The sequence below is a fragment of the Micromonospora sp. NPDC048905 genome (assembly GCF_040649655.1).
Classification (GTDB): Bacteria; Actinomycetota; Actinomycetes; order Mycobacteriales; family Micromonosporaceae; genus Micromonospora.
On the sequence record NZ_JBEZFV010000007.1, the window covers coordinates 75,289 to 95,835 of the forward strand.

At 71.7% G+C, this 20,547-nt stretch carries 27 protein-coding genes; 13 read left to right on the forward strand and 14 right to left on the reverse strand.

The window, feature by feature from the left end; all coding sequences use genetic code 11:
• Positions 1-105 precede the first annotated feature (105 nt).
• Positions 106-687: a nucleotidyltransferase family protein gene (locus AB0C01_RS19595; protein WP_357254703.1), complete on the forward strand. Its 582-nt coding sequence runs from the start codon at positions 106-108 to the stop codon at positions 685-687.
• Between the two features lie 42 nt (positions 688-729).
• On the opposite strand, the gene AB0C01_RS19600 is transcribed toward AB0C01_RS19595, so the two are convergent.
• The 4 genes from AB0C01_RS19600 to AB0C01_RS19615 form a co-directional block, all read right to left on the reverse strand.
• The gene (locus AB0C01_RS19600; protein ID WP_357254705.1) at positions 730-1,200 is read right to left on the reverse strand and encodes a PPOX class F420-dependent oxidoreductase; all 471 of its coding nucleotides are present in this window, start codon (positions 1,198-1,200) and stop codon (positions 730-732) included.
• Between the two features lie 87 nt (positions 1,201-1,287).
• The gene (locus AB0C01_RS19605; protein WP_357571774.1) at positions 1,288-2,313 is read right to left on the reverse strand and encodes an aspartate-semialdehyde dehydrogenase; all 1,026 of its coding nucleotides are present in this window, start codon (positions 2,311-2,313) and stop codon (positions 1,288-1,290) included.
• Positions 2,314-2,519: 206 nt separating this feature from the next.
• Complete coding sequence (locus AB0C01_RS19610) at positions 2,520-3,857, reverse strand: pitrilysin family protein (protein ID WP_357254709.1); 1,338 nt, start codon at positions 3,855-3,857, stop codon at positions 2,520-2,522.
• Complete coding sequence (locus AB0C01_RS19615; protein WP_357254711.1) at positions 3,854-5,143, reverse strand: pitrilysin family protein; 1,290 nt, start codon at positions 5,141-5,143, stop codon at positions 3,854-3,856. The genes AB0C01_RS19610 and AB0C01_RS19615 overlap by 4 nt, the downstream gene beginning before the upstream one ends.
• A 100-nt stretch (positions 5,144-5,243) precedes the next feature.
• Between AB0C01_RS19615 and AB0C01_RS19620 the strand changes: the two genes are divergently transcribed.
• A complete protein-coding gene (locus AB0C01_RS19620) occupies positions 5,244-5,981 on the forward strand; it encodes a phosphodiesterase (RefSeq protein WP_357254713.1) in 738 nt (245 codons plus the stop codon).
• On the opposite strand, the gene AB0C01_RS19625 is transcribed toward AB0C01_RS19620, so the two are convergent.
• On the reverse strand, positions 5,948-6,166 hold the full coding sequence (locus AB0C01_RS19625; protein WP_357254715.1) for a hypothetical protein: 219 nt from the start codon (positions 6,164-6,166) through the stop codon (positions 5,948-5,950). The two genes, AB0C01_RS19620 and AB0C01_RS19625, sit on opposite strands and share 34 nt — an antisense overlap.
• 274 nt (positions 6,167-6,440) lie before the next feature.
• Between AB0C01_RS19625 and AB0C01_RS19630 the strand changes: the two genes are divergently transcribed.
• From AB0C01_RS19630 to AB0C01_RS19640, 3 genes are all read left to right on the forward strand, one after another.
• On the forward strand, positions 6,441-7,535 hold the full coding sequence (locus AB0C01_RS19630) for a 3-deoxy-7-phosphoheptulonate synthase (protein WP_357254717.1): 1,095 nt from the start codon (positions 6,441-6,443) through the stop codon (positions 7,533-7,535).
• A 292-nt stretch (positions 7,536-7,827) separates the two neighbouring features.
• Positions 7,828-8,052: a hypothetical protein gene (locus AB0C01_RS19635; protein ID WP_357254719.1), complete on the forward strand. Its 225-nt coding sequence runs from the start codon at positions 7,828-7,830 to the stop codon at positions 8,050-8,052.
• A gap of 74 nt (positions 8,053-8,126) precedes the next feature.
• Complete coding sequence (locus tag AB0C01_RS19640; protein ID WP_357254720.1) at positions 8,127-8,321, forward strand: hypothetical protein; 195 nt, start codon at positions 8,127-8,129, stop codon at positions 8,319-8,321.
• Between the two features lie 63 nt (positions 8,322-8,384).
• Here the strand turns inward: AB0C01_RS19640 and AB0C01_RS19645 are convergent, their stop codons facing one another.
• From AB0C01_RS19645 to AB0C01_RS19655, 3 genes are read right to left on the reverse strand one after another with little or no spacing between them, the layout of a single operon-like run.
• Positions 8,385-8,927, reverse strand: a complete 543-nt coding sequence (locus AB0C01_RS19645; protein WP_357254722.1) for a DUF1360 domain-containing protein — start codon at positions 8,925-8,927, stop codon at positions 8,385-8,387.
• Between the two features lie 54 nt (positions 8,928-8,981).
• Complete coding sequence (locus tag AB0C01_RS19650) at positions 8,982-9,314, reverse strand: hypothetical protein (RefSeq protein ID WP_357254724.1); 333 nt, start codon at positions 9,312-9,314, stop codon at positions 8,982-8,984.
• Complete coding sequence (locus tag AB0C01_RS19655) at positions 9,314-9,649, reverse strand: DUF6158 family protein (protein ID WP_357254726.1); 336 nt, start codon at positions 9,647-9,649, stop codon at positions 9,314-9,316. Before AB0C01_RS19655 ends, AB0C01_RS19650 begins: the two co-directional genes overlap by 1 nt.
• A gap of 131 nt (positions 9,650-9,780) precedes the next feature.
• Here AB0C01_RS19655 and AB0C01_RS19660 point away from each other — a divergent pair, with 131 nt between their 5' ends.
• A complete protein-coding gene (locus AB0C01_RS19660; RefSeq protein ID WP_357254728.1) occupies positions 9,781-10,203 on the forward strand; it encodes a hypothetical protein in 423 nt (140 codons plus the stop codon).
• Positions 10,204-10,228: 25 nt separating this feature from the next.
• Positions 10,229-10,558, forward strand: coding sequence for a DUF3817 domain-containing protein (locus tag AB0C01_RS19665; protein ID WP_357254729.1), 330 nt, complete (start codon positions 10,229-10,231; stop codon positions 10,556-10,558).
• 39 nt (positions 10,559-10,597) lie between these two features.
• Here AB0C01_RS19665 and AB0C01_RS19670 read toward each other — a convergent pair whose 3' ends face one another.
• On the reverse strand, positions 10,598-11,098 hold the full coding sequence (locus AB0C01_RS19670) for a DUF6232 family protein (RefSeq protein WP_357254731.1): 501 nt from the start codon (positions 11,096-11,098) through the stop codon (positions 10,598-10,600).
• 505 nt (positions 11,099-11,603) lie between these two features.
• Here AB0C01_RS19670 and AB0C01_RS19675 point away from each other — a divergent pair.
• On the forward strand, positions 11,604-12,581 hold the full coding sequence (locus AB0C01_RS19675) for an NlpC/P60 family protein (RefSeq protein ID WP_357254733.1): 978 nt from the start codon (positions 11,604-11,606) through the stop codon (positions 12,579-12,581).
• A gap of 71 nt (positions 12,582-12,652) precedes the next feature.
• Here AB0C01_RS19675 and AB0C01_RS19680 read toward each other — a convergent pair whose 3' ends face one another.
• The 4 genes from AB0C01_RS19680 to AB0C01_RS19695 form a co-directional block, all read right to left on the reverse strand.
• Positions 12,653-13,642 (reverse strand): sigma-70 family RNA polymerase sigma factor, encoded by a 990-nt coding sequence (locus AB0C01_RS19680; RefSeq protein WP_357254735.1) that lies wholly within the window; start codon positions 13,640-13,642, stop codon positions 12,653-12,655.
• A gap of 375 nt (positions 13,643-14,017) precedes the next feature.
• Positions 14,018-14,974, reverse strand: coding sequence for an N-acetylmuramic acid 6-phosphate etherase (gene murQ / locus AB0C01_RS19685; RefSeq protein ID WP_357254737.1), 957 nt, complete (start codon positions 14,972-14,974; stop codon positions 14,018-14,020).
• Positions 14,971-15,885: a MurR/RpiR family transcriptional regulator gene (locus AB0C01_RS19690; protein ID WP_357254739.1), complete on the reverse strand. Its 915-nt coding sequence runs from the start codon at positions 15,883-15,885 to the stop codon at positions 14,971-14,973. Before AB0C01_RS19690 ends, murQ begins: the two co-directional genes overlap by 4 nt.
• 75 nt (positions 15,886-15,960) lie before the next feature.
• Positions 15,961-16,977, reverse strand: coding sequence for an NAD-dependent epimerase/dehydratase family protein (locus AB0C01_RS19695; RefSeq protein WP_357254740.1), 1,017 nt, complete (start codon positions 16,975-16,977; stop codon positions 15,961-15,963).
• A 181-nt stretch (positions 16,978-17,158) separates the two neighbouring features.
• Here AB0C01_RS19695 and AB0C01_RS19700 point away from each other — a divergent pair, with 181 nt between their 5' ends.
• Complete coding sequence (locus AB0C01_RS19700) at positions 17,159-17,851, forward strand: SDR family NAD(P)-dependent oxidoreductase (RefSeq protein ID WP_357254742.1); 693 nt, start codon at positions 17,159-17,161, stop codon at positions 17,849-17,851.
• Here the strand turns inward: AB0C01_RS19700 and AB0C01_RS19705 are convergent.
• The gene (locus AB0C01_RS19705; protein ID WP_357254744.1) at positions 17,836-18,507 is read right to left on the reverse strand and encodes a thymidylate kinase; all 672 of its coding nucleotides are present in this window, start codon (positions 18,505-18,507) and stop codon (positions 17,836-17,838) included. The genes AB0C01_RS19700 and AB0C01_RS19705 overlap by 16 nt on opposite strands.
• A 180-nt stretch (positions 18,508-18,687) precedes the next feature.
• Here AB0C01_RS19705 and AB0C01_RS19710 point away from each other — a divergent pair, with 180 nt between their 5' ends.
• From AB0C01_RS19710 to AB0C01_RS19725, 4 genes are read left to right on the forward strand one after another with little or no spacing between them, the layout of a single operon-like run.
• The gene (locus AB0C01_RS19710) at positions 18,688-19,272 is read left to right on the forward strand and encodes a nucleotidyltransferase (RefSeq protein WP_357254746.1); all 585 of its coding nucleotides are present in this window, start codon (positions 18,688-18,690) and stop codon (positions 19,270-19,272) included.
• Complete coding sequence (locus AB0C01_RS19715; protein ID WP_357254748.1) at positions 19,269-19,547, forward strand: hypothetical protein; 279 nt, start codon at positions 19,269-19,271, stop codon at positions 19,545-19,547. Before AB0C01_RS19710 ends, AB0C01_RS19715 begins: the two co-directional genes overlap by 4 nt.
• An 11-nt stretch (positions 19,548-19,558) precedes the next feature.
• Positions 19,559-20,335, forward strand: a complete 777-nt coding sequence (locus tag AB0C01_RS19720; RefSeq protein WP_357254750.1) for a metallophosphoesterase — start codon at positions 19,559-19,561, stop codon at positions 20,333-20,335.
• Complete coding sequence (locus tag AB0C01_RS19725) at positions 20,326-20,469, forward strand: GPGG-motif small membrane protein (RefSeq protein ID WP_007464364.1); 144 nt, start codon at positions 20,326-20,328, stop codon at positions 20,467-20,469. The genes AB0C01_RS19720 and AB0C01_RS19725 overlap by 10 nt, the downstream gene beginning before the upstream one ends.
• Positions 20,470-20,547: the final 78 nt, after the last annotated feature.

The window sequence follows — 20,547 nt, forward strand, 5'->3', positions numbered from 1 at the left end:
TGCCGTTCCGCGTTGTCGGCACGGCAGCGCGTTATACCCGCCGGCGGGCGGCACACCCACCCGTGGGCGACAGCAGTCCTCGGGTCCGCTGCCTATCGTGGGCAGATGATGCCGGGCGAGGGGGAGCTGCGGGACCTGGTCGTCGGCAGCCGTTGGCTGACCCGGGCGCTGTGCGTGGTGCGTGACTCCGGGCTGCCAAACGCCTGGATCGGGGCGGGCGCTCTGCGCGACCTGGTCTGGGGCGACCGCTACGGCGACGGGTTCGACCCGACGACGGTCCGGGACGTGGACGTGGTCTTCTTCGACCCGACGAGGCTGACCCGCGACGACGACCACGGGGCCACCGCCCTTCTCACGCGGGCGTGGCCGCAGCCGCCATGGGAGGCACGGAACCAGGCGGCGGTGCACACCTGGTACGCGGCGAAGTTCGGCGGTGACCCGATCACCCCGTACGGCAGCGTGGCCGAGGCGATCGCCACCTGGCCGGAGTACGCGACCGCGGTGGCCGTCCGCCTGGACTCGACCGATCGGCTGGAGGTCTGCGCTCCGTACGGTCTGGCGGATCTGCTGGGCGGGATCTGGCGGCACAACCCGGCGCGGGTGGACGTGGCCGCGTCTCGGCAGCGGTTGGCCCGGCACCGCCCGGCGCAGCGCTGGCCCGGGGTGACCGTGATCGAACCAGGCTGACCAGCAGCTACGGGCGCAACAGCCCAGAACGACGGGCGTGCGTCAGCCCCGGGGCGGCATCCCGTAGACGCGCTCCACGTGCAGCCGCAACACCAGCCGCCCGTCGTCGACCATGGCCTGGCGGTACTCGTCCCAGTCCGGGTGTTCGCCGCTCAGCGCCCGGTAGAGCGCCACCAACTCCTCGACCGTCTCGTCTCCGGGCGCCGCGGCCGGCGCGGTCAGCTCGGCGCGACCCTCGACCACCGCGTACGCCCAGCCGTCCTCGCTGCCGACGTGGAAGCTGGCGCGCGGATCCCGACGCAGGTTCGCGGTCTTGGCCCGGCCGTCGGTGACCGAGACCCGGATCAGGCCGGCGTCCCGGTCGAAGGAGTAGACCACTGTGGACATCTGCGGCCGCCCGTCCCGCTTGATGGTCGCCAGCACGCCCATCGAACGGCTGGAGATCAGGTCGGTCAAGGCCTGCTGGCTGCGGTCATCCGGCACGGTTTCCTCCAGGGATCGGCTTCGTCCCATCCAAGCACGCCTGGCCCGGTGCCGCGTCGCCCGGACGCGACCGAGCCCCCGCCGGTCGTCGGCGAGGGCTCGGGGTGAGCGCGGCGGTCAGCGACGCTCGGCGGCGACCAGCTCGGCGAGCTGCACCGCGTTGAGCGCCGCGCCCTTGCGCAGGTTGTCGTTGGAGCAGAACAGGGCCAGCCCGTACTCGACGGTCTCGTCGGCGCGGATCCGGCCCACGTACGTCGGATCCTGGCCGGCGGCCTGCAACGGCGTCGGGACGTCGGTCAGCGCCACCCCGGGCGCGTCGGCCAGCAGCTCGTGGGCGCGCTGCGGGGTGAGCGGCCGGGCGAACCGGGCGTTGATCTGGAGCGAGTGCCCGGTGAAGACCGGCACCCGGACGCAGGTGCCGGACACCTTCAGGTCGGGGATCTCCAGGATCTTGCGGCTCTCGTTGCGGAGCTTCTGCTCCTCGTCGGTCTCGAACGAGCCGTCGTCGACGATCGAACCGGCCAGCGGGAGGACGTTGAAGGCGATCGGCTGGCTGAACGAGCGCGGCGCGGGGAACTCCACGGCCGACCCGTCGAAGGCCAACCCGGCGGCGTGCTCGGCCACCTTGCGGACCTGCTCGTCCAGCTCGGCGACGCCGGCCAGTCCGGCGCCGGAGACCGCCTGGTACGTGGAGACGACCAGCCCGATCAGACCAGCCTCGGCGTGCAGCGGCCGCAGGACCGGCATCGCGGCCATCGTGGTGCAGTTGGGGTTGGCGATGATGCCCTTCGGGCGGTCGAGGGCCGCGTGCGGGTTGACCTCGGCGACCACCAGCGGCACCTGCGGGTCCATCCGGAACGCCGACGAGTTGTCGATCACCACGGCGCCGGCCTCGGCGACCCGGGGTGCCAGCTCCCGTGCCGTGCCCTTACCGGCGGAGAAGAGCACGATGTCCAGTCCGGAGTAGTCCGCGGTCGCGGCGTCCTCGACGGTCACCTCGCCGTCCCGCCACGGCAGCGTCCGCCCGGCCGACCGCGCCGAGGCGAACAACCGCACCTGCTCCGCCGGGAACTTCCGTTCCGCCAGCACCTGCCGCATCACGCCACCGACCTGGCCGGTGGACCCCACAATGCCGATCCTCATGCCCGCGAGGCTACCCAGGCCACCCCCGCAACCGGGAGCCCTTTCCCACCCCCCGGGTCCCGCATCACACGAACCCACCCACCCACCACCCACCCACCCACCCCCGCCCCACCCCCACCCCGCGTGATCAAGAGATTTGCGTCAGAAATCGCTCTCGGGTTGACGCAAACCTCTTGATCAACCCCAAGGACCGGGGGGTGGGTTGGTTAGGGGAGCAGGTCGCCCAGGGATGCTGCGGTCAGGTCGTCGCGGATGACCGCCGCGTCGCCCTCGATGACCAGGGTCAGCGCGTCCGGGTGCAGGTGGGTGGCCGCCGCCGCGGAGACCTGGTCCACGTCCGCGGCGAGCAGCGCCTCACGCAGCCGGGCGTGGTAGTCGTCCGGCAGGTCGTGCACCACGAGCGTGGTCAGCGCCGACGCGATCGCCCGCGGGCTCTGCAACTCGACCGAGAGCTGCCCGGCCCGCCAGGACCGGGCCACCTCCAGCTCGTCCTCGGTCACCCCACCGGCCTGGGTACGGCTGATCTCACCCACCGCCTCGATCAGGGCCGGCACGGTGACCGCGGTCTGCACACCGGAGCTGACCCCGAACCGACCGAAGCGGCGGGACGAGGCGAAGTCACCCCGAACGCCGTAGGTGTAGCCGTGCACCTCGCGCAGCAGGTGGTTGAGGCGGGAGGTGAACGCCCCACCGAGGACCGTGCCGGCGAGGGTCATCGGCACGTGGTCGGGGTGCGCCCGCTGCGGCGACGGGTGGCCCAGCCGCAGCGTGGACTGCACCGAGCCGGGCCGGTCCACCAGGATGATCCGCCGCCCGGCGTGCAGCGGCACCTCGATCGGGCCACCCCGCTCGGCCGGGCCGCCACCGGTGCCGGCGAACGCCGCGGCGGCCAGCGCGTCCAGGTCGATCCGGTCCAGGTCGCCGGCGACGATCAGGGTGCCGGGACGCAGGAACCACTCGGAGTGGAAGACGGTGACGTCCTCCACGTCCAGGCCGGCGACCGACTCCGGGTCGCCGTACATCGGCCGGCCCCACCGGTTCTGGGCGCCGAACAGGTCACCGCGCAGCGCGGCGTCGGCGCGGGGGCCGGGGTTGGCCCAGTCCATCCGCAGCGCGGTCGCCTCGTCGTCCCGGACCCGGCGCACGTCGGCGGGGTCCAGCCTCGGCGTCCGGACCGCTTCGGCGAGCAACTCCACGGCGGCGCTGAGCCGGTCCACCGGGATCACCACGCTGGCCTGGAACGAGTCCCAGTCCAGCCCGGTCGACAACGAGGTGCCCAGCCCTTCGACGGCGAGCGCGTACGCGGCGGCGTCCCGCTGCGCCGTCCCCTCCTCCAACGCCTTGGCCAGCACACCGGACAGGCCCTCCTTGCCAACCGGCTCCTGGCCCGCGCCCACGTCGAGCAACAGCAGGGCCACGGCGAGGTTCTGCCCCGGCAGGTGCGCGGCGACGACCTGACCACCGGCCACGGTACGGCGAACCACCTGCGGAAACCGGTACGGACGGGCGGCACCCGGGCCGGGACGGTCGGCGATCAGCGTCATGAGGTCTCCTCGGGCAGGTAGGTCAGCAGCACCCGGTCGGTGGCGAGCACCTCGGCGGCGGCCTCGGCGATCTGCTCGGCGGTGACCGCGAGCAGACCCGGCAGCTGGTCGGCGACGCGGGCCGGGTCACCGAACTGCGTGGCGTACCGGCCGAGCAGGTCCGCGCGGCCGTCCACCGTGGACAGTTGACGCCACCACCCGGTGCTGAGCATCGCCTTGGCCCGATCCAGCTCGGAGGCGGTGACCGGCACGGTGGCCAACTCGTCGACGACCTCAGCCAACCCCTCGGCCAGTCGCTCGGCGCTCACCCCGGGGCGGGCGGTGGCGGTGGCGATCAGGGGTGCCGGGGCGTGCGCGAGATCCACCCCGTACGCCCCGACCAGGTCCGGCTGAGCGATCCGCTCACCGTCGGCGAGTCGCTGGTAGAGCCGGCTGCCCCGCCCGCTGCCGAGGACGGTGGCGAGCACGGTGACCACGTGGTACTCCGGGCTGCCGAACGGGTAGGTGCGGTGGGCGAGGTAGACCCGCGGCGCCGGTACGTCGGCGCGGACCGACTCGATTGCCGCCTGTCCGGTCGCCGGGACGTTGCGGCCGTCCGGGGCGGCCGGGATGTCGTCGCGTGCCGGCAGCGCCCCGAAGTACTTGTCGGCGAGCGCGAACACGTCGGACGCGGTGGCGTCGCCGACCACGGTGAGCACCGCGTTGTTGGGGGCGTAGTAGGTCTGGTGGAACGCCTGGAAGGTGGCCAGGTCGGCGGCGTTCAGGTCGGCCATCGAGCCGATCGTCGCGTGGTGGTACGGGTGCCCCGCCGGGTAGAGCAGCGGCAGCAACCGCAGCCAGGCGTCGCCGTACGGCACGTTCTCGTACCGCTGCCGGCGCTCGTTCTTGACCACGTCCCGCTGGTTGTCCAGCGTCTCCTGGGTGAGCGCGGGGACCAGGCCGCCCATCCGGTCGGCCTCCAGCCAGAGCGCCAACTCCAGGTGCTCGGCCGGGACGGTCTCGAAGTAGTTGGTCCGGTCCGGGTTGGTGGTGGCGTTGAGCGAGCCACCGGAGCCCTGGATCAGCTTCATGTGCTCGGTCTTCGCCACGTTCACCGAGCCCTCGAACATCAGGTGTTCGAAGAGGTGGGCGAAGCCGGTCTGCCCGCTCGGCTCGTGTCGGGAACCGACGTCGTACCAGAGGTTGACGGCCACGGCGGGCGCGGTGCGGTCCTCGCTCACCACCACGCGTAGGCCGTTGTCCAGTCGGGACGTCTCGATGGGCCAGGGGTAACCGCTGTCGGGCATACCCCGACGCTATCCGATCTCGCGGGCGGAAAGGTGACGTGCGGTGGGTCGGCGAGCCGGCCCCGGGCATCGAGACGGCCCTCCGGGGTACCGGAGGGCCATGACCGTCACCCCGCCCCCGTCCCGGTCCGCCGCCGTCGTCGAACGTGCCAGCGCCGCGCTCGGCCGGCTGCGCCACGGCCGGCTGCTGCATCCGGCCGGTCGCTCGTTCGCCGGCGAGGTGGTGATCTGGGGTACGCCCGGACCACCCACCGGGGTCGCCCTGCTGGACGAGCCCAACCGGTATCGGGCCACCGTCCGGCTCTCCAAGGGAACCCCCACGCCCGGCGGCTGGCCGGACGTGCTGGGCGTCGCGCTGCGCCTGCACCACGACCGCGGTCGACCGTTCGACCTGCTGGTCAGCTCCAGCGGCGCGGCCCCGCTACTGCGGAACCTGCCGCTGCCCCGACGGCGCTTCACCGGGACGTACAGCACGATCGTGGGTTACCGCGTGGGACCGCGCCGGATCTGGCTGGCCACGCTGGCCGACCCCGACTCCGTGGACCTCGGGAGCAGCCTGCGCACGGTGGCCGCCGCGACCCGGACGGACACACCGCGCCTGGTGCTCGCGGTCGCGTCCGCCGTCGGGTCGTGGCGGCCGGTGGGGCAGGTCGGGATCGGTGCCCCGCTCAGCGCCGAGGAGGACGCCGCGCTCGCGTTCGACCCGGTGCGGAACCTGCCACCCGAACTGCGGGCGGCAGGTCCGCTGGCCTGGCTGCGGGAGCACACCTACCGGGGATCCCGCCGGGCGCGTGGGGCCACCGCTCAGTCGGGCGGCTCGACCGCGACCACTGTCTGATCCGAGGTACGACGTTCCAGCACCGTGTCGGGCGCCGCGTTCTGGTCCGCCTCCCGGAGGTCCGACTCGGCGAGGATGGCCTCGGCCTGCGCCTCCGGATCGTCGCTGCCCGCGGCGATCTCCTCGGGCAGGAGGTGGTGGGCACGGGACTCCACCCGCTCCTGATCACTCTGCTCGTCAGTCATGGCTCCCCTGTTACCCCGACCCCGCTCCTGGCACGCGGTCTCCGCCCCGCATCTTGGGACGACGGGCCGGAGGTTCCCGTGCGGTCGGGTACGCTTGCCCCCGTGACGCGTTCCTATCGATGGTTTAGGCAGCCGGCTGGCACGCCGGTGACTTCACCATGAACTGACGTCACCACGGACCGAGCCGGCTGGGCAGGAGCTGTCGTTCCTGCCCTTTTGCGTACGAGCAGCCGGCTCGGCTCGGGCACCGGCCCCGGGCACGGTCGGCGGAAGGATGCCCACCGTGACGACCCCGGAGACCGATCGGGTCAGCGATCAGCGGATCGACCGTGTCGTGCCGCTGACCACGCCCGCCCTGCTGCACCACGAGTTGCCCCTGGACGCCTCGCTCGCGTCGGCCGTGCTGACCGGTCGCCGCGCGGTGGGTCGCGTGCTGGATCGCGAGGACGACCGCCTGCTGGTGGTGGTCGGCCCCTGCTCGGTGCATGACCCGGCCGCCGCCCTCGAGTACGCGGGGCGTCTGCGTGCGGTAGCCGACCGGCTCGCCGACGACCTGCTGATCGTCATGCGGGTCTACTTCGAGAAGCCGCGCTCGACCGTCGGTTGGAAGGGCCTGATCAACGACCCGGGCCTGGACGGCAGCGGCGACGTCAACACCGGCCTACGGCTGGCCCGAGCGCTGCTGCTCGACGTACTGCGGGTCGGTCTGCCGGTGGGCTGCGAGTTCCTCGACCCGATCACGCCGCAGTACATCGCGGACACGGTGGGCTGGGGCGCGATCGGCGCCCGCACCGTGGAGAGTCAGGTGCACCGCCAACTCGCCTCGGGTCTGTCCATGCCGATCGGCATGAAGAACCGCCCGGACGGCAGCATCGGCACCGCTGTGGACGCGATCCGCGCCGCCGGCGTGCCGCACGTCTTCCCCGGTATCGACTTCTCCGGCACTCCGGCGATCATGCACACCCGGGGCAACTCCGACGGTCATCTGGTGCTGCGCGGTGGGGGCGGGCGACCCAACTACGACGCGGACTCGGTCGCCGGGGCGCTCGACCTGCTCCGCGCCGCGGAACTGCCGGAGCGGCTGGTGATCGACGCCAGTCACGCCAACAGCGGCAAGGACCACCGCAACCAGCCGCGGGTCGCCTTCGACGTGGCCGCCCAGCTGGCCGCCGGCCAGCGCGGGATCACCGGCGTGATGCTGGAGTCGTTCCTGCTGCCCGGCCGGCAGGACCTCGACCCGACCCGGACGCTTGAGTACGGCCGGTCGGTCACCGACGCCTGCCTCGGCTGGGACGACACCGTCGAGGTGCTCGACCACCTGGCCTCCGCGGTGCAGGCCCGCCGGGCCACCCTGCCGGCGACGGTGTGACCGCCGACACTGCGGCGCGCGGAACACTGGTGGGGGCCGGCTCGTTGACTGGGGTGTCGGTGTGTCATGTGTCCCCGGGCCTCACCTAAATAGCCTTCGCGGAATACCGTCCGGCTGGAGCCGCGTAGTGCCACTCGCCGAGAGGCGACCTGCACACCGACACCAGCGCCGCCCCCGGCCAAACGGCCGGGGGCGGCGCTGTATGTGTGCCTGGGGCGGGGCCCGCCAGGGGACGTGGGGTCGGGCCACCGGCGTGACGTTTGACCGATTCCGCCCCGGGTAGCTGATCGACGTGACCGACGACGCATTCGTGCCCGACGAGCCGGACACCCGGGCCCTCGACGACCTGCTGAACGACGTCTACCGGGCGCAGGAGCGGGTCACCCAGGCGGAGATCTACCGCCAGGCGGTGGCCGCCGAGCTTCCGCCGGATCTGCTCGCGCGCATCGACGCGCTGCCCGAGGGCGAGTACTCGGTGGACGAGGCCAGCGACCTGCTGGGCGGTTCCATCGGCTGAGCGACCTGGCGATTTCATCGGCTGAGCGACCTGGGCGGTTCCACCGCTGGGGCCACCGCAGAAGGGACACCGACATGACGCACCACGAGGACCACGACGAGAAGGTGCCGGCGCTGGGTCAACCGCCGAAGGGCAGGGACACCACGCCCGAGCCGGACTTCGCCAACGAACACGACCGCACCGCCGTGGACCGGGACATCGTCACCGGGGCGGACGAGGACGAACGCGAGCCGGAGTCGCCGCACGGCTGGTCCGGCATGGAGCGCTGAGACAGGTACGAACAAAACGGGGGCCGGCGTCCGCCGGCCCCCCTTTTTTGCGCGTGCGTTCGGTCAGTCGTCGTCGTGGTGCCCACCCTCGGCGGCCTGCTGCGCCGTCGCGTACGCCATCTGGAGGAAGTCCGACGCGGCGACCGCCGTCAGCGCGGTGGCCACCAGCCGGGTCAGCCGGGGTGCGAGCACCAGACCCCCGGTCAGCCCGGTGGCCACCCAGACCGCCAGACAGAACGGGCAGCTCAGCAGCTCGCCGATGGCATGCCGGGTCGGGCTGCCCGAGTCGCGGACCTGCTCCATCACCTCGCCGCTGCCGATCGGACGGTCGTATTGGGTGAACGGCGCCCGCAGAGGGCTGGTCACCGCGTCCTTGGACAGCAGCCGGCTCAGCTTGTGCGTGGCGATGGAGAGCAACACCACGTCGGACGCGGCGGGGCGCTCCGGTACCGGCCGGCCGGTGGCCTTGACCAGGCCGGCGAGCGCTCCGGTCACCCCGGCGTAGGCACCCATGGCCACCAGGTAGCCGCCGAGCGGCCGGTGTTCGTGCGGCGCGTACGCCCGGCGCAGCCGCGCCGCCTTCTGTCGCAGGCCAGTGTCGCTCACCCGGTCTCCTCACTATCTCGTGGTGGTGCGGGAGCGGCGTCCCGCGGGGCCGCCTCAGCCGGCCTGGAGGTTGTCGGCGACCTCGCGTGCCAGGTTGGTGAGCGCCTCGTCGGCCAACTGGTCTGGACCCGAGCCGTCCGTACCGTCGGCCAGATCGAGCTGGATCCGGGCGCCACCGGAGTCGGCCGACTCCACCCGGATCTCGGCGGACCAGTCGGCGTCGCCACCCCACCGGGCGCGCAACTCCGCGCCGCTGATCTCCGCGGTGGGGTTACCGCCGCCGCGCAGCGGTTCCGGCAGCCACGCGGAGGCGCGGTTGGGGTCGGTGGCGGTGTTGAAGACCACCTCGGGTGGCGCGGACATCCCGCGCACGGCGCGCGCCGCCATCAGGAGTCCCGCAGACGGTTGGGGTCGACCTCCCGGCCCGGGTGACGCGCCAGGTATTCGGTCTCCAGCTCCGCGGTGCGACGCAGATGGTTGGCGAGCGCGGAGTCCGCCGCGTGCCGCAGGGTGTCCAGGCGGGTGCGGTGCAGGCTGTGCATCTCGCGGATCAGATCCTCGTCGCTCAGCTCCGTCGGGTCGACGCCGGGCAGGTCGCCGTCGAGAGCGCCCGCCGGGTCGGCGAGGTCATCGCCACTCCACTCGGGCACCCGCTGCTCCGGGCTCATGTCCGTGCTGCCGCTGGACGCAAAGCCGTCCTCACGTACCGATCCGGTCATCATCGCCCCCCTTGATCTCGTTTGGGCTGGCGTCTAGACGATTGCCCAGGCGCGGTGTCGCCAAACCATCCCGGCCACGCGACAACTACGACACCGTGTCGGAGACCGGCGGCGCCCCCGGTACTCTCGATGCCATGAGGCGGCTCTGGACCCCGGCGTGGATCGCACGTCACGTGGCCATGGTCGTGCTGGTCGTGGGCTTCCTCGGGCTGGGCTGGTGGCAGATCAGCCGGGCCGCCGCCGGCAACAGCCTGAGCTGGGGGTACGCGGTCGAATGGCCGATCTTCGCCGGCTTCGTGGTCTACGTCTGGTGGCGTGAGGTGAAGTTGGCCCGTCGCCGGGCGACCGACAGCGACGCGCCTTCGGCGGAGCCGGCCACCGAGCCCGCGCCGACGGTCGCCACCGGGTCCCGACCGGTGGTACGCCGACCGGTGCGGGTGTCCCGGGGGCCGTCCGGCGACGACGCCGTCGAGGACACGGACCTGGCCGCCTACAACCACTACCTGTCATGGTTGAGCGCCAATCCGGGCGCCCGACCCGGTGACTATCCCGGCTGAGCCGGGCTCGGAAGGACGGACGAAGGTGGGCGCTGCCCTTACCCGTTACCGCGCGATCGCCTGGATCGTGGGTGTCGTGCTGATCCTGCTGGTCGTGATCGGCATGCCGCTGAAGTACGTGTTCGACAACGCGGTCGTGGTGGAGACGGTGGGGCCCGCGCACGGGTTCCTCTACATGATCTACCTGGTGGCGGCGTTCGACCTGAGCCGTCGGGCCGACTGGCCGCTGAAGCGGATGCTGCTGGTGATGTTGGCCGGCACCGTGCCGTTCGTCTCCTTCTACGCCGAGCGCCGGGTCAGCGCCTGGGTGGCCGCACCGCAGGAGACCCGTACCCCGGAGCCGGTCGCCCGCTGAGCGGCCGGTGGGGCCGACGCGCGCTCGGCGTCCGTCGGCTCAACGGCTGGGCCGCCACGGCTCGGCCGAGGCGAGCGGGTCGACCCAGCCGCCGAGTCGGTTCATTTCCCGTGCGCGCAGCAGCGCCCGGGTGACCTGGCCGAACTGCCGCTCGTCGTCGGCGCTGAAGAGCAGCATCTCCGCTCCCCCGTACCACCCCCACAGCTCGTGCGGTGGTGGGCGCCAGCGGTCGCCGACCACGGCCAGCGCGGCCGGCAGCAGGAACACCGCACCGAGGATGAGGTACGCACCGGCGGTCAGGCGGTGCAGCCCGCCGGTGAAGCCGAGCAGTAGCCCGACGCCGCCGAGCATGCTGGCGGTGATGACGACGGCCCGGACGGCGATCCGGTCGTGCGGACCCCGGGTGGTACGCAGATGCGTCAGGTCGGCGACCCGGTAACTGGTCCGGCCGACCGTGAACCGGTCGGCGGTCACGATGATGCCGGGCCGCGCGTAGAGCAGGGTCGACCGGCCGCCTGGCACCGATCGCGGCGGTCGCACACGTGCGCCTTCACGATTCACGGTTCCTCCCGTGGGGACGGTTGACCGAGATGACCGGCGGTGACGGCTGCGGCTGTCTGCCGACGGGATTCCCGGCGTCAGCCCCATTGTGTTGGTGCGTCGCCAGCCGACCTGCGCATTTGCCGGTTGTCGACAGCCACCCCGCGAGGGACATCACCAAGAAACAGCATCCATTTCAGCTTTTGTCGGTTATGGCGACCAGTGATCCGACGGGATACGCCCGGAACGACGAAAGTCGCATATCTGTCAGCCGGTGACGAAAAGGCCTTTTCACGCCCCCACAGGTCTCAGCAGCTCCACCCCACGCAGGAACATGAGCCGCCACTCGCCCAACTTTCGCCCCTGCTTCAACTGCGAGCGACATCCGTCCCGGGTTAGGTTGGTTGCGCCGGTCCGGCCCAGTGCCGTCCGCCCGGATGGCCCCGGCCGGTGTCGCCGAGGGCGTCAGCAGCCCCGGCGGCCGTGGGAGAGGGGCCTTCCGCTCTTGTCATCCCTGAGAAACCTGCTGCGTACCGTGGCGCTCGCCGGCATGTCGGCCGCGCTGATCGCCCCGACGGCGGTGGCGCACGCCGAGCCGTCCCCCGCCGAACTGACCCGCCGGATCGAGACGTCCTCGGCCGAGTTGGAACGGGTCGTGGAGTCGTACAACAAGCTGCGTGAGGAGATCAAGACCAACGAGGCCACGGTGGGCCGATTACAGACCCGAATCGGCCCGCTGGAGCAGCAGGTCGAGCAGAGCAGGGCCGACGTGGCCGAGCTTGCCTCCACGGCGTACAAGAGCGGCGGCCTGCGGACCGCGGACGCCCTGCTGCGTCCCGGCGGCTCCGCCGCGCTGCTGGACCGGCTGGGCACGCTCGACCAGCTGACCCGCCAACGGCAGGAGCGCATCTCCGGCTTCACCGCCGACCAGCGACGGCTGCTGGACGAGAAGGCCAGCCTGGACGCCACCCTGACCCGGCAGGCAGCGCAGGCCCGTCAGCTCGCGACGGGCAGGAAGCAGATCGAGCAGGACCTGGCCAAGCTGTACGAGCTGCGTCGGCAGGCGTACGGGGCGGCCACCGAGCGTCCCGCGCCGAAGGCGGCGGCGGCCGAGGCCAAGAACGTGCCCGCGGTGGCCGGTGACGCCGGGGCCGCCGTGCGATACGCGTTCGGCGCGGTCGGCAAGCCCTACGTCTGGGCAGCCGACGGACCGAACGGCTACGACTGTTCCGGGCTGACCTCGGCGGCCTGGCGGGCGGCCGGAAAGTCCCTGCCGCACAACACCCGGATGCAGTGGAGTGCCGTCGCGCACATCGGGCGGGGCGACCTACGCCCGGGTGACCTGGTCTTCTACAGCGGGCTCGGGCACGTCGCCCTCTACGTGGGCGACGGCCAGGTGATCGACGCGCCAAGCGCCGGCCGCAACGTGCTCAAACGGGGCATGAACATGATGTCCATCCAGGGCTACGGCCGGGTCCGCTAGCTGACCCGACAACGGCGAACGGCCGGCGTCCCCCTATCGGACGCCGGCCGTTCGCCGTTGTTACTACCAGGTCAGGCTGCCTGCAGCCCCTCCGCCCGGGCCAGCTCACGCAGCCGGCCGAGGGCCTGGATCTCCAACTGCCGGATCCGCTCGCGGGACAGCGAGAACCGGGACGCGACCTCGGTGAGCGAGTGCTCCCGGCCGTCCTCCAGCCCGTAGCGGGCGCGCATGATGCCGGCGGACCGGTCGTCGAGGTGGTTGAGCAGCCCCTCGATGCGCTGCCGCTCCAGGCCGCTGAGGACGATGTCCTCCGGCGACGGCGCGTCGCTGTCGGCGACCAGGTCGCCGAGGCTCGTGTCGCCGTCGTCGCCGACCGGGGTGTCCAGCGAGACGGTGTCCTGCGACCAGCGGCGCAGCTCGTTGACCCGCTCGACGGTGACGCCGAGGGAGGCAGCGATCTGCTCCGGCTCCGGGTCGGAGCCCAGCTCACGGGTCAACTGCCGGGCCACGTTGCGCATCCGGTTGACGTCCTCCACGAGGTGCACCGGCAGACGGACGGTGCGCTCCTGCTGAGCGATCGCCCGGCTGATCGCCTGACGGATCCACCAGGTGGCGTAGGTGGAGAACTTGTAGCCGCGCTCGTAGTCGAACTTCTCGACCGCCCGGACCAGGCCGGTGTTGCCCTCCTGGATCAGGTCCAGCATGGGCATGCCCGACCGCACGTAACGGCGGGCGATCGACACGACCAGTCGGAGGTTGGCGCGGATGAAGAGATCCTTCGCCCGCTCCCCCTCGACGACCAGCCACTCCAGGTCGGCCCGGTCCACACCGGCGGGGACGGCTTCCTCACCGAGCAGGTGCTCGGCGTAGAGGCCAGCCTCGATCGCCTTGGATAGGTCGACCTCCCGGGCGGCGTCCAGCAGTGGCGTCCGGGAGATCTCGTGCAGGTAGACGCCGACCAGGTCGCGCTCCTCGGCTACCTGATCGGTGCGCATGCCGATGTTCTTGTCCACGTTGCCCACGGTCCCCTCGCTCGCGCCGGTTGCCCGGTTCCTAGCCATTCCCCACGTCCGTCAACCCCTGGTAACTTCTGCTGTGCCCATCGGTGCTGACACCTACACAACAGATGAGAAGTGCCGGGGATTCCGTGTGGTGAGTCGAAAGTGTCACGAATGCCTGAGTAGTAGCTGAGAGCACGGTCCACGTTTGCTGTCAGCATCCCGTCGGATGGCTCGCCGCTGGGCACCACGCACGGGTTACGCACCATGGCAACACCGCCCGCCGTGGGGGCACAGCGACCCGGGTCACCACCACGCTGCGATCCTGGTCACTGCCAGATACGCGTCGAAGGACCGGTCGGTTCATCCTCGGGGGTGTTATTACCCCCCGGCCAAGTGAACAATCCGAAGCCCCGTTCGCTTCCCGGGGGCGTACGGCTACGGGGCGAGCAGTGCGAGGGCTCCGCGTACCTGGTCGGCGGAGCGGGCCAGCGCGGCCCGGGCGGCGTCCACCTCGGCACCGGAGACCAGGGAGACCAGCGCCGTCTTCAGGTCACCGTCGGCCTCGGCGAGCGCCTGCCGGCAAACCTCCTCCGAGCAGCCGGTGGCCTCGACCAGAATCGAGATCATTCGGCCGCGGAGCTTCGCGTTGGTGGCCACCATATCGATCATGAGGTTCGAGTAGACCCGCCCCAGGCGCACCATGACGGCGGTCGAGAACGTGTTGAGCACCAACTTCTGCGCCGTGCCCGCCTTCATCCGGGTCGACCCGGTGACCACCTCGGGTCCGGTGTCCACCCCGATGAACACGTCCACCGACCGGCCGGCCTCCGCCTCCGGATTGGCGCAGAGCAACACCGTCGAGGCGCCCTTGGCACGGGCCGCGGCGAGCGCCCCGAGCACGTACGGGGTGCGTCCGCTCGCCGCCAGACCCACCACCAGGTCGCCGGTGCGTACACAACTGGCCGCCTCGACCGCGCCGCCCCGGTCGTCGTCCTCGGCGTCCTCCACGGCCCGCCACATGGCGTCCGGACCGCCGGCGAGGTGGGCGCAGAACCAGTGCCGGGGCGAGTTGAAGGTGGGGGCCAGCTCGGCCGCGTCGAGGACGCCGAGCCGACCGGAGGTGCCGGCGCCGAAGTAGTGCACCCGGTGGCCGCCGCGTAGCGCCTCGACCGCCAGGTCGACGGTGATGGCGATCTCGTCGAGCACCCCGGCGACCGCCGCCGGCACCCGCCGGTCCGCCTCGTTGATCACGGTGAGCACGTCCCGGGTCGACATCAGGTCGAGGTCGACGCTCAGCGGGTTACGCCGTTCGGTGGGTGCGCCCACCCGGACTGTCGGGCGGGCGGGTGGTGCGGGCAGGTCTGCGTCCGGTTCCACCGCACCGGCCGTCACGGCCGCCTCCGGTTGGCACCCACCCGGTGCGACTGGACCGCCTCGGCGGTCGACTCCAGGGCCTTGCGGGCCCGAGCCCGGTTGCGGGCGGCCACCCCGACGAAGAGGCAGTCGACGACGGTGAGCTGGGCAAGCCGGCTGGCCGTCGCGCCGGAGCGGTAGGTGGTCTCCCTGGCGGCAGTGGTCAACACGAAGTCCGCCACGTCGGTGATCGGCGAGCGCGGGAAGTTGGTGAGCGCCACGGTGACGGCACCTCGCGTACGGGCCTGCTCCAGCACCTCGATCACGTCGGAGGTCGTGCCGCTGTGCGAGATGCCGATCGCCACGTCACCCCGACCGAGGAGCGCGGCCGAGGTCAGCGCGGTGTGCACGTCCGGGAAGTAGAAGGCGATCCGGCCGATGCGGTGCAGCTTCTGCTGGAAGTCCGATGCGACGAACCCGCTGGCGCCAGCGCCGTAGATGTCGATCCGACCGGCGCTGTTGATCGCCTCGACCACCTGCTCACAGACGGCGGGGTCGAGCTGCTCGGCAGTCTCCTCGACCGCACGGGCGTCGTTGAACGCGATGGTGGCGATGATCTGGGCGAGGTCGGCACCGGGCGGGATGTCGCCGCCGACCACCCGGGCGTCCGGTGGCTCGATCCGGCGGGCGGCCTCGGCGGCGAGCCGGATCCGCAGTTGGGGGTAACCGTCCATGCCGACCGAACGGCAGAACCGGATGACTGTCGCCTCCGAGGTCTCCGCCGCGGTGGCGAGGTCGGTGATGGTCCGCCTGGCCGCAGCGGCCGGGTCGGAGACGACCAGCCGGGCAACCCGCTGCTCGGCGGGCGACAGCGACGGCAGCAGCCCACTGATGTGGACGATCAGCCCACCGGGCTCCTGACTCGCAGAAATCTTCGGACTCTTCGCCACGGATGAAACTTACTTTCACCTGGCGTGAGCGTCAACCATGACTGGCCGTTACGACGGAAACGGCCGACGGCTGAATCACCGGTCCCGCACAGCCTGCCACTCCCGCAGCACCGCCGCCTCATCCGCCGGGTCCAGTCCCCCCTGCCGGACGGCCGCGGGGTCCGCTCTCATCCAGTTGGCGGTCGCCCGAACAGTGTCGGACAGTGGACGGACCGCCAGCCCGGCGCCCAGAGCCGGACGCGCGTCCCGGTCCATCAGGCCGGCGTTCTCCGGCAGCCGCACCCACAGCGGCAGGGCCCGCTCCCCCGACCACTCACGGACTTCGTGGGCCAGCAGGAACTCCTGCTCCACCCAGGTGAGGACCGGTTCGGCGACACCCAGCCCGGCGGCGACCCCGTGCAGCAGGTCGGCGCGGGACATGGCCGGCCCGGTGCCGTCGTACGTGCCGGTGAGGCCGGTGTCGGCGGCATGCAGCAGCCAGGCCGCCAGATCGGCGACGTCCACGAACTGCACCCGGTCGGTCGGCCGACCGGGCGCGAGCACCTCTCCACCTGCCGCCAGCCGCCGCACCCAGTACGGGAAGCGGTCGCTCGGGTCCTCCGCGCCGACGATCAACCCCGCCCGGCAGATGAACGAACGGTCCACACCCATCCGCTCCCGGACCAGCCGCTCGATGCTCACCTTGCACTCGCCGTACCAGCGGTGGTCCGGACCGACCGGGCCGTCAACCTCGGGTGGGGCCGGTGCCAGCACTGGCGCGTCCGACGCGGTCTGACCCGGGGTGGTGTTGTCCGCGTACACCGAGATCGTCGACACGAAGGACCAGTGGTCGACCCGCTCGGCAAGCGCGGCCAGCGCGTACCGGGCGTGACTGATCTGGCGGGTCACGTCGACCACGGCGTCGAAACCCGCGTCGGCGAGCGGTGCCAGCGCCTCGGGGTCGTCCCGGTCCACGGGCACGAAACGGACCCCGGCCGGTACGGCGCCAGACACGCCCCGGGCCGCACAGGTCACCTCGTGCCCCTGCTCGACGGCGAGCTGGGCCGTTGCCCGGCCGAGGAATCGAGTGCCACCGAGAATGAGGATCCGCATCCGCCGATCCTGCACCCCCACGCTCCAAACAACCCCACCAATCTGCCCACCGCAGACAGCGATCATGAGGTTGTAGCCATTCACCTCGGCGTGTCGCAGCAATAACCTCATGATCGACGGGGGCAGGGGCCGGGGGGTGTGGGGGCGCGGCGGGGGGTGTGGGGGTACTAGCGTGGGTTCTATGGCGGGGCGGAGCGTTTTGGTTACTGGGGGGTTCGGGGGGCTTGGCGGGGCCGTGGTGGCCTCGTTCGTCGAGGCGGGTTGGCGGGTGGTCGTACCGGAGCGGACCGCCCGGCCCGGCTCGGGCCCGGCGGCGGACCAGGTGGTCCGGCTGGTCGCGGACCTGGCCGAACCGGAGGGGGCCGCGCGGGCGGTCGAGGCCGCCGCCGACGCGCCGGCCGCGCCGCTGCGGGCGGTGGTCAACCTGGCCGGCGGGTACGCGAGTGGCGGCCTGGTGCACGAGACGCCGGTGACGGATTTCGAGCGGATGCTCACCGTCAACCTGCGGCCCACCTACCTGGTCACCCAGGCCGCGTTGCCCCACCTGGTGGCGGCCGGCGGTGGCGCGGTGGTCTGCGTCGCGGCCCGCGCGGCGATCACGCCGTTCCCCGGCGCAGCCGGCTACGTGACGGCCAAGGCGGCGGTGCTCGCCCTCGCCAACGCGGTCGCCGTGGAGTACCGGTCCCACAACGTGCGCTGCAACACCGTGCTGCCAAGCGTCATCGACACCCCGGCCAACCGGGCCGCCCAGCCCGACGCCGACCACTCCCGCTGGGTGGCCCCGGCCGAGATCGCGTCGGTGATCCGGTTCCTCGCGTCGGCCGACTCCGCGCCGACCAGCGGCGCCACCGTGCCGGTCTACGGGCGGGCCTGAGCCACCAACGGGTCGCCATCTCCCTCCGCCGGCCCGGGGGCCGTCGGCAGCCAGGTCTCCAGGTGCGCCTGGATCTGCTCGGTCACCTCCTCGGTCGGGCGGCCCGCGTCCACCAGGACGAAGCTCGGGTACTCCGGGAGCGCCCGGTAGGCGGTGTCCGCAGCGGTCAGCCAGCCCATCGTCTCGTGGTCGGTGCCGCGCTCCTCGATGCGCCGGTACGCCTCCGCCGGGTCGACCGCGAGCAGGAAGGTCACCTGCGGGGTCGGGAACAGTCGGTAACCGGCGCGGGCCAGCCGCTCCCACCGGTGCCCACCATGCGCGCGGATGCTCGCGTACTGGCAGGCCGAGTAGCGGTCCATCACCGCCGTCCGGCCGGTGAGCAGGCAGGTGATCAGTGCTACGGCGATGGCGAGCCAGCGCAGCACGGACTCCACCGCCAGCACGCCGTCGCGCCCGACGAGCCGCTGGGCGTCCGGCCGTCCGAGCCGATGGGCCAGCCGGCCGAGCCAACGGCGTCCGCTGGCGTTGCGTCGGTAGGTGGCGGGGCGCCCGGCGGCCGTCAGTGCGTCGGCCAACCGGTGCGCCTGGGTGGTCTTGCCCGAGCCGTCGATGCCGATCAGGGCGACGGTGCGCAACCGGTCCCCGCCGCGTCGCATCCTCGATGATCTGGCCACCCTCCACAGATTATCCGACCCGCGCATCGGCTCCGCGAGGTTTGTGATGTTTCATCCCTGTTGCCACCCGACCGCGTCTCATGGAGGTGTGGCCGACCGGAATGCCGGGTACGGGAGTCTGAAACCCAAACCGCCGGTCCACCAACACGACGGGAGATCCAGATGGCTGAGCGCGGGGACGAGAGTCTGGTGCACACCCTCAAGAAGGTCGCCGCCGTGCTCAAGCAGTCCGAGATCCCGTTCGCCCTGGGCGGCAGCTTCGCCGTCTACGCCCACGGGGGCCACTCCAGCGAGCACGACGTCGACTTCCTGATCCGGGAGGCCGACGTGGAACAGGCCCTGGAGGTCCTGGTGGCCGCCGGCTTCGTCGCTCAGCGACCACCGGAGGACTGGCTGGTCAAGGTCTTCGACGACGGCCGGATGGTGGACCTCATCCACCGGCCGATCGAGACGCCGGTGACCGAGGAGACGTTCGCCGACACGGTCATCCGGCCGGTGGACGCGATCCAGATGCCGGTGCTGTCCGCCACCCAGCTGATGGTGCACAAACTGCTCAGCTTCTCCCAGCACTACTGCGACTTCGCCCGCGGCCTGCCACTGGCCCGGTCGCTGCGGGAGCAGATCGACTGGGATCGGGTACGCAAGGAGACGCAGCACTCGCCGTACGCCGAGGCGTTCCTGGTGCTGCTGGACCGGCTGGAGGTGGTGCCGGCGGTCGGCACCCAGCCAGGAGAGGGGACATCGTGACCCATCATCGCGACATCGGCGCCGGGCCACCACCCGACGAGTACGTCGAAGCGGAGATCCAGCGGCTGCTCGCCGAGGACCCCGCCGTCGCCGAACAGGGGATCACCGTGGTCCGACGGGAACGCGCCCTCGTCCTCTACGGCGAGGTGGAGAGTCCGCACCGGCGGGCGGAGATCCTGCGCCGGGTGTCCGAACGCTTTCCTGACGTACCGATCGCCAGCGACATCGGGGTGATCCGCGCCCAGGCGCCCACGGAGATCGAGCAACTGCCCTGAGGGAGGGTTCCATGGTGATCCGGATCGCCGCGGTGGGTGACGTGCATCTGGACGAGGACGTGGTCGGACGGTTCCGGCCGGCGTTGGAAGAGCTGCCGGAGTGCGCCGACGTGCTGCTGCTGGCCGGGGACCTGACCCGGCACGGCACCGAGGCCGAGGCGCGCTGCGTGGCGGAGGAGTTCGGTGGGTTGGCCGTGCCGGTGGTGACCGTGCTGGGCAACCACGACCACCAGTGTGACCAGGTGCCCCAGGTGGTCAAGGTGCTCGAGGACGCGGGCATCACCGTGCTGGAGGGCAACGGCGTGGTGTTGGACTGCGCCGGCGGCCGGCTCGGCATCGCCGGGGTCAAGGGCTTCGGCGGCGGGTTCGCCGGGCGGTGCGCGAGTGACTTCGGCGAGCCGGAGATGAAGTCCTTCGTGCGGACCACCACCGACAGCGCGGACCGCCTCGGCGCCGCGCTGCGCTCGCTGGACTGCGACATGCTTGTCGCGCTCACCCACTACGCACCGGTGCCGGACACGCTCGTCGGCGAACCGCTGGAGATCTACCCGTTCCTCGGGTCGTACCAGCTGGGTCAGGCGATCGACTCGGCACCCACGGCGCTGGCCCTGCACGGGCACGCACACGCCGGCACCGAGCGCGGCACGACCCCCGGTGGGGTACGCGTACGCAACGTCGCGCACCCGGTGATCAAGCAGGCGTACAGCGTGTTCCACGTGGGCGATCAACTTGACACCGACCAGGTTTCCACGATCAGTCAGTCGGGTATTCAGAGGTCATGGAGCTGATTCTTTGGATTCTCGCAGTCGTACTCGTGGTCGCCGGCATCCTCGCGCTGTTCCGCCGGCAGATCCTGTGGGGCATCGTCCTCATCGTTGTCGGGCTGTTGGTCGGCCCGGGTGGTGTCAGCATCTTCAATTAGCGTTCGCACGCCGTCATAACCGGGACCCGTCGGGGTCGCCGCGACCGGAGCTCCGTCCTCCCGACAGGAGCACCGGCC